The organism is Nocardiopsis sp. NPDC055879, from assembly GCF_053615935.1.
The window spans coordinates 1-8,426 of sequence record NZ_JBSHCT010000053.1 but is presented as its reverse complement, the minus strand read 5'-3'; the positions used below and the strand labels follow the sequence as shown (position 1 = coordinate 8,426).

Below are 8,426 nucleotides of genomic sequence, written 5' to 3'. Positions count from 1 at the left end.
CCTTCAAACACAGGCGAGGCTGAGGGTGCACCCCACCTGGCCTGGGGTTTCCTCAGGTCAGGGGTCGGCCGACCATCGGATCAAAGGTCCCCTGGTGTGCTGCACCTTCACTAATGAGGGCAGGGCATATTACCGAAAGAGATCAGACGAAGGACAACTCGACTTATAGGCGGATACGTGAATCGTACGTTATCCGCTAGAAATTTATGAAACCTTTTTGTCTCCTGCGCCCCGTGAGGGGTTTATAACTCTATGTGCTCTTGGCGAGGTCAGGGGCACGCGGGGGTGGGGTCTGAGGGCTAGCTGCCTTGGAAATTCGGGTTGTTTGCGCGATGACGTGGCCGGATGTGGTCAAAATAAAGTCGCCGCATGTCAGAGGTATTCTCAGTTGTTCAAGGCTAGAGCAACTCCGTAATGAGATTCCCCCGTGACTGGCCCGTGATTTCAGTTCCTGTATGTTCCCCTGGTGTCGTTCAGGTTTATCTTGGCGTCAAATTCGTGATTACCCTGTTCGGTCGTTCGTATATTCAGGTCAGGTTGTCGACTCCTAAATCACACTGCCCGAGCAGGTGTGGCGCTATCTGTCGTAAAGCAACCTGGTAAAAGAGCAAAAAGGGAAACATCTTGTCTGGTAGACCCAGAAAAAAACGTATGCTCGCGCGCATAGGCGCCCTCGCCTTGACCGCGCTGATGATCGGGTCGGGGACAGCCGCCGCAGATGAGACCGGCCGGGGGCAGCCCGACCCGGACGCAGCACCGTCGTCACAACCCGCAGCCGGGCCCGAGACCCCATCAGCCGCTGGAACCCGCCCCGAGTCGGGTACCGACCTTGAAGCTGGACCTGGGGAACAGAACGACATGGGCGTGTGGAGTGTCAACACGCCTCAGGTCCAGTTGAGTAACACCGTCACGGACGCCGACGGCGACGAAGCCAACCTGACCTTCGAGGTATGGGAAGCGGACTCCAACGGCGACCCAGACACCAAGGTCAGCATCTCGGACACCGAATTCGGGGTGCAGGTGTCCGAGTTTGTGGAGTCCGGCTCTGTTGCCTCGGTCACTGTCCCGCCCGGCAAGCTGGTCCCCAACGTCGACTACCTGTTCCACACATCGGCCTTCGACGGGTCACTGTATGAGACGGATTGGTCGAGGTGGGAGCCGTTCCGCGTGGAACTTCCCGTGGACTTGACTCTTCCGGACCCAGTCTTCGACAGCCCCGACCCCAGCTGGTTCGATGTCGACCCGGTCAGTGAGCAGACCAAACCCCTGGGCGCTGACGCCACCACGTCATCGGAGTCCACCGACACCGAACAGTGCGGCCCGGTCGAGAGCGGGCGCCAAATCTGTTTCGGCCCGATACTCACCGAGCTGCCGGACAGCGAGGCCTCCGAGTCAGCTGATCCTTTGAGCGCGGAGGATCTGAGAGCGGAAGCCACCGTGGACATCCCAGAAGCCGAGTGGTGCGACACGCTCGATCTGGGTGTCCTCTCGGACCGGTTCACCCAGTGCGACCGGCGGATATTCCCGATCAAAATGTACGATGGTGACGAGAACACCATCGCTGAAACTCTTTTTTCGTTCACGCGGCATCTGGTGCTGGATGGCACGGATAGCTTCAGCGAGTACGTGACGGTGAAGCCGTATGAGCCGGTTTCGGAGGACTTCGGCCAGATCGACATGGGTATCATCGGACACGAGTGCGGGGAAGGCTGCACCCCAACCGAACCCGACCCGAGCGGCTGGGAAGGTGAACCGAGCTGGGCGCCCGGCGACCAGCATCCTGCGTGGGTGAAGACTTTTTATAACTGGGACGCGGGTACGTCCGACCAGGAGTATCTGTTCCAGCCGGACGTCACGCTCGGAATGTCCCTTCAAGACTCTTCCGGGTGGTGGTCCCCCAGCCTCAACGAATACGTGTGGTCCGTGGATTCCTGGAACCAAGCCGAGGATCTGGACCAGGTCCGCTGTGACACCAAGGGAAGTGGGAGCACGGTCAACGGGTGTGTTTTCCTCAACGCGGCGCCGACGTACCCCTTCAACGCTGCGAACTATCCGCAGGCCGCCGCACATGCCTGGCTGATCCAGACCATGGCACCCAACCAGCCCGGATCCCAGTCCGCTGGCAAACCCCTGTATTACATGGGTGACAATGCTCAGAATGCGAGGAATCGCAGCCGGATCTGCGGTGAGACCGGCTGGGCGGCAAACAACGGCGATGCCAGCGCCCTGGATGATGCTGAAGATGAGTTGAACTGTGACGAGTTTTCCTTCGCGTCCAGTTACAACAGCGGCGGCATGGCCGCGAGCGAGGGCGGTTTGAACGAAGCCGTCCCCGCTGACAGCACTACGGGTACCCCTAACGGCAGGGCCTGCACGCAGACCTTCGCCAAGGAACATGAGGACCGGATCCACCTGTACAATATCGACGGCCTGGTCCCCGACTTCACCGAAGTCTGTGGACGTTCCGCGATGTCAGGCAACCAGAACCAGGGATCCATGAACCGCTTCCCCACGTTCAGGATGAACATGCGGATCATGGACGAGGATGCTTATTGGCTGGACCCCCGCATGAGCGGCGACTGCCTCTACACCACCGATGTGGGCACACCGGCCGACCCTGTCATCTGTGACATGACCACCGCCTGACCGCCACTGGCTGACCGCCACTGGCTGAACGCCAGGAGGGGCCGCCCCGCGGGGCGGCCCTGCGGGGCGGCCAGGGTCAGGACAGCGGGAAGAGAACAGCTACGGGAAGGTCGCCGGCTTCGACCGCGGCCTGGTCGATGGACAGCCCGCAGTAGTCCCCGACCGCGGAGAACACCGCCGGTAGGAGTTTTTCCAGATACTGCTCCTGGTACAGTGCCGCCTCGTCCCAAGGTGTGTCTGGCATGGGTGGGAAGACTGCACCGGCTGCTTGTAGTGCGGCATCCAACGCTGATCCGCAGCCGGTGTCCTCCCCGTACTCCACACTGACGATGCGGCCTTCAGGAGTGGTGTGTGAGATGTAGGGGGGCGGGTCGTGCCGGTTCAGGCTCACGCAGACGGTTTCAATCCCGGCTAGAGCGGTCATTGGCGGGCCGCCGCCACGATGCAGGTACCAGGTCGCCATTTCCCAGTCCTCCAGCACGTATACCCAGTCGCCGCAGGTGCCGTACATGGCGAAGGTGAGATTTCCTGCCCCGTCAGGAAGGGTCACTGATCGCCGGTCTTTGTACAGATAGCCCTCGTCGAGCTGGAGGGGTTCTGCGCCGAGGCAGGTGAGGAAGTCCTCTGTGTCGATGTCGCGGGCCGTGGTGAGGGATATGCCGCCGAGCATTCCGGGAATGCTTGTCTTCGGACTCTGATTGCTGTGTTCGCCGATCCATCGGATTCCATCGCTCATACGATCACGGTAGTCGGTGACCAACGGGCTTGGGATCGTCACTGTATCCGGGGTTCTCATCTTTTCGGTCGACCTCGCCGGGGCACGTGACCTACTGTTTTGGCCTTTTTCTGAGAGAGCCGGATCTGCGTTCCGCGTTATTCAAAAATCCTGGAGCACTGCGTCTGGGCTCTGACCTGTGGGGGCATAGGTACGACCGGTTGGAGATCGTTTCTCTGGGCGGTGGGTATCGGGGGGTGGGTTGAAGGTCGATAGCCTGTTTAGGCTCGGGTTGCGTGGGGCGATCGGGCCGATCTATGGGTTGGTCGGTCCGGTGGCCTGGCCGGATATTTAGAGGGGCCGGTGAAGGCCTGGCGTGCAGGTGCCGGAGTTCGCGGTGGATCTGAGTTCAGGTGGTCCTGTCTGGGTCTCGGTTCACGGTGTTGGCGGGATCGCCTCGTTCTTTCCTCGACTTGCCCATAGCATTTGACCGTGGCGAGTGAACCCCGGTGGGGTAAGAGGTTTCGGTTGAAACGGCCGTGTGCGGCTGTGGGGTAGCAGGGCGTGTCAGGGGCCCAAACGTCCCCATGTAGTGGAGACGGGGCGTCTGCGGGGCGCTGACGGGTGAACACGGGGATACCCGGGCACGGGCCGCCAGGGTCACGGGACGGCAAAGTGCTCCGGGAGGTGGACCCCCACCTGCACTCACCTTGTACTGGGGAGCACACCAGGAGCACACATGGCCCCCAAACGCCGCGAGGACCTCTTCCGAGGTCCTCGCGTACCCCATCTGACCTGGGGTTTTGTGGCGCACCCGGCAGGATTCGAACCTGCGACCGTCGGATTAGAAGTCCGATGCTTTCGTGCCCGTACGTGCCACGGGGCGCCGTTTCGTCCCAATCCATCCGATCACTGCTGTCGTTTCGTGTCAAGGGGTGCCGCCCGGTGACGCCCCGGTCCAGAACTGCGGAGCACAAACGGAGCACACATCGCTGGCGGTTGGCATCCGATGGGGTCTCGCAAGGTCCTTGCATATCCGGAGCCGCCTTGGTCTGCTGGTGAGACGGTCAGGCCCACCCATGCTCGTTGGAGGCTGGTGCAGTGTCGTCCACACCGTTGTTCTCCACCTACCGGCAAGGTGAGAACCGGGTCACCTCGTCGATGCTGGCGGTCTTCGAACGGATCGGTCTGTCCCTGGTCGAGGAGATCCTGGCCAAGGCCTCGGGCGAGGCCACCCTGGAGACGGTCACCTTCACCAACCAGCCCAAAGCCAACAAGGGATCGGTCCCCGACACACGGATTTCTGCGGACTTCACCTATCTGTTCGAGGTCATGACCGTCCGCGGCACGGTTGATGCGCAGCAGCTCGAGAGCCACCTGGAGAACCTGGAAGAAGGGCCGGGACGGCACCTGTTCGTGCTCACCCCTGACCCTGAACGGCCCGCTGCCGTGGAGGTTGTGCGGGACCGGCGCGTGGTGTGGTTCAACTTCGCCGCCCTGGACGACGCCATTTGGTGTTCTCGTTCGTGGGCCGCTGCCAAGGGCTTTGTGGATCGGTGCAGAACACCGGCAGGTCCGTGGCCACGGTCAACGCCTCGCGCCGTCACAACTCCGTGCCCTGGCCCCAGGTCAGCGACTTGCGCACCAGCGCGGGCAACCCCGACACGTGCTCGATGAGCACATCGCCCACATGGTCGGCCCTCTTCCCCTGGAACAGGGCCAGAGGAGCACCGTGAAGCGGGTCTGGCGGTCCACCAGCGTGATGGCGGCCGTCTTGGCCGTCCTTGCCGATGACGAGGTCGCTCTCCCAAGGCCCGGGGCCCGATGCCCATCAACCTCGGCTGGCCGCTCCCGGATCGATGGCATGCCGACGATCCGCCCGCCCGACAGGCCGTTCTTCCTCCCGGGACGTCGTGTGGCTCGCTTGGAAGGCAGCATCACCCCGAGCCGGGCCAGCTCGCCCTTGGGCAGGGCGTAGATCCAGGTATAGATCACTTCGTGGCTGATGAGGGCGTCGCCTGCTGAGGTCGAGCCTTCCATTGGTGCCACGCTGGCATCGTCGGCCTCCAGCTTCAACCGGCCCGCGATCTGTCGGGGGTGCGTCCCCGGCCCGGGTCGCCCAGGACCCGCTCACGAATGACGGGGCCGTTGTCCACATGTCGTTGTTGGGGGCGTGCATGGCGGCCCCGGGCGCGCTTGTGGGTGGTGTTGGTCCTATAGCCGCGCTTGGAGGTGTTGCGGCGCAGCTCACGGCTGACCACTGAGTGGCCCCGGCTGAGCCGGCGAGCGATCTGGCCCACGCCCCTCCCCGGGAGCGGACGAGCGTGATCTCCTCGCGCTCTTCCAGGGTGAGCACCCGTCGTGTCCCCATGAGAAACCCCTTTGACCTGCGGTGTTGCTACGGCGGCATGACACCACCAACCCCTCGTTCACGGGCTGTCTCCTCCTTGTTCGAGAGCCATGAAGCTGGAAGTCTCCCTGGCCATCTCACTCATCATCCATAAAGACGAAATACGGGCAAACCGAAACAAGCGCACGCCTGAGCTGCAGAAAACCATCCAATGCAAAAATATATGACTCACTCTCCACCTGCGATAATGTGTAAATTTACTGATCAGGGTCGGTATGTCCAAAATAAAGTCAATGTGCATGCTGTTGACACTCCTGCGCCAAATGTTAGGGTTCTCATGGTTCGACAGATGATTCTTAGAGAGTGGCATTTGTGAGCAAAATTTCCCCCATGCTGCAAATCCGTATGGCCTCAGTCTTTTCATTGATCGCCGCGTCGGCAATCCTGGCTTCCTCGGCACCTCTTATGGCCCAAGAGAAAGAACCGGAAGACCCAGAAATCACTGCTCAGAGAATTCCTTTCTCCGAGCTGAATATCAATAGCTCCCCATCCGAGGACATCGAGGCGGTGTCCCTTGCCCTAGACAACACCGATCGCTCTGCTCGCGGTGTTGAAGCAGAAGAACTCAATTATGCCGTGATCGACGACCCCACAAGGCCTGAAGCGGAGATTGAAGTTGTATGGGATGATGGGATCATCCCAGCTTCCGTGGACGTCGCCCATGCGGACTTCGGGGAATACGGTGGTCAGCGCGGTGTCGGCGTCCTGATTGAGGAAGCCCCCGAGAGCATCACAAGTGAGGTTGCCCGCAGCAGCGACACCCCCATCGCGGTCCCGGAGAACATGTACCTGGACCACAGGTTCTGTCTCGACTTCTTCTACGAACCGGATTACCCCGCAGACGAGGACGCCCCCTCGACGAATCAACAACACCATCTGACCACATGCTACGAGAAGTTCGCCGAAGCAGGCACAGACCTGTGGGGTTACTACAGGAGAGCTACGTGGACAAATGCCATCGACGACAATGGACAGTACTTCCCTCGGCTAGTCGACTTCTCCGCTCGCACCCAGCCCTGGGAAGGCACCGAGGGCCACGTACAGCGGATGGTGGATTGGGCACCGATCTCCCCTGAGAGCTCGTGTACCTCTGGCGCGTCTGTGACCATCGGTGCTGGCGGAACAGGACTCACTTTCCCCACCTCCGACTGCCAGGATACGTGGATCGACGCCATTCCGAACCAGGGAAAAATGGGTCAGATCTTCGAAGGCGAGGCGAGGCGGCAGAAGACCTTGGACTACGGCATGCTCTTCGAAGCCGATAACACCTCGGTGGTCCCGACTTTGTCCGACTACGCGTGGGCGGAGGTCAACTACCGCGGCCCCCAGGGGTCGACCGGCAAAGACTTCACGCTGTGGACGGATCTTGGCTGGGTTCCATGGTAGACACGTAGTCCCATAGAATCTGGCCACGGAGGGCTTCCGGATACGGGAGCCCTCTCTCTTGGTTCGTTCCGAAACCGGCGGATATGAAAACGAGAACGCAATACTCGGCCCTCCTGTCCTCGCTCCTGCTGATCACTGCCTGCTCCGACGAACCGTCACCGCAGCAAGCATCATGGGAGATCATCCAGGAAGCTCCGCTACGGGGGCGGGAAGGCCATTCCGTCGTCTGGACAGGGAACGAAGTCATCGTCTGGGGAGGCCGCGCCGGCGACGCTCTCGCCGACGGCGCCGCCTACGATCCCGAGGCCGACACGTGGCGAACCATCGCCACACCCTCTGGATTCACCGGTCGCTACGGGCACACCGCTGTATGGACCGGCGAGGAGATGCTCGTCACTCAGGGGCGGAACGCGGCGGGTGCTGAGTCGGACAGCATGCTTTATTCTCCCGGATCCGACACTTGGCGTGCCGCAGCCCCTGCCCCCAACATCACCAACAGTGTCGACCGCTTCGCGCTCGATGGCGGTGCCGTGGTGCTGTCTGAGCGCGCGGTCCACCACTACGATGCCGACGCCGACGACTGGTCCTGGACGGAGACCGGATTTCCAGTGATGGATGGCGCACTGATGCCGACGGGGGAGGTTGCCTTCGTCGGTATCAGCGAAGAGGGAGAGCTGGTCTTTGAGGCGGCCGACCCTGTGTCGGGCGAGTATCAGCGCCTACCGTCTCAAGGGATCCAGCAAGGGCCCTGGGATCGGGCCGCTCTCGTCGTCTCCGAACAGGACGAACTCTGGTTGGTCTCGTCCCGCAGCGGGAGCGATCGCTCCTATGTCCACTCCCTCAAGGAAGGAGACGCCGCCTGGACCCTGCAATATGAGGACGAATCCCAGTACCTCCAAGCATCCGCGGACCTGGGCAACCACGCCGATACGGTGCTCTTCACTTGGGACCAGGGCGACCTCGTGTCGGTTCGGGCTGGAGCGATTGGTGTTTACGACACCGGCACTAGCACGCTCAGCGCTTACCAGACAGACAACGACGCCGCCCCCTGTCTCCTAGGGGACTACACCGTGCTCGCCGACACCCAGTTGGTCTCCTGGTCGGGACCGAGTTGCCGCAGTGACGCTCCGCTCAGCTATCCAGCGGAAGGACTCTTGGTGGAGCTTCCGAGCTAAACAGATCCCTCCCTGCGTTGCTGAAGCAAGATCACACCAAGGTCACCGAAGTAGCACCGGTCACGTTGGTTCTGGCGCGGGCCCGACTGGGAGG

At 61.6% G+C, this 8,426-nt stretch carries 4 protein-coding genes, 1 tRNA gene and 1 pseudogene; 3 read left to right on the top strand and 3 right to left on the bottom strand.

Annotation, left to right across the window (positions count from 1 at the left end):
• Positions 1–651 precede the first annotated feature (651 nt).
• On the top strand, positions 652–2,646 hold the full coding sequence (locus ACWGKS_RS29350) for a hypothetical protein (protein WP_452524943.1): 1,995 nt from the start codon (positions 652–654) through the stop codon (positions 2,644–2,646).
• Between the two features lie 76 nt (positions 2,647–2,722).
• Here the strand turns inward: ACWGKS_RS29350 and ACWGKS_RS29345 are convergent, their stop codons facing one another.
• From ACWGKS_RS29345 to ACWGKS_RS29335, 3 genes and pseudogenes are all read right to left on the bottom strand, one after another.
• The gene (locus ACWGKS_RS29345) at positions 2,723–3,382 is read right to left on the bottom strand and encodes a hypothetical protein (RefSeq protein WP_358510043.1); all 660 of its coding nucleotides are present in this window, start codon (positions 3,380–3,382) and stop codon (positions 2,723–2,725) included.
• 785 nt (positions 3,383–4,167) lie between these two features.
• A tRNA-Arg gene (locus ACWGKS_RS29340) sits at positions 4,168–4,248 on the bottom strand.
• A 626-nt stretch (positions 4,249–4,874) separates the two neighbouring features.
• Positions 4,875–5,732 (bottom strand): annotated as a pseudogene (locus tag ACWGKS_RS29335) (IS30 family transposase); the annotation flags it as partial.
• 369 nt (positions 5,733–6,101) lie between these two features.
• Between ACWGKS_RS29335 and ACWGKS_RS29330 the strand changes: the two are divergent.
• A complete protein-coding gene (locus ACWGKS_RS29330) occupies positions 6,102–7,157 on the top strand; it encodes a hypothetical protein (protein WP_358509977.1) in 1,056 nt (351 codons plus the stop codon).
• A gap of 83 nt (positions 7,158–7,240) precedes the next feature.
• Positions 7,241–8,332: a Kelch repeat-containing protein gene (locus tag ACWGKS_RS29325; protein WP_358509975.1), complete on the top strand. Its 1,092-nt coding sequence runs from the start codon at positions 7,241–7,243 to the stop codon at positions 8,330–8,332.
• Positions 8,333–8,426 lie beyond the last annotated feature (94 nt).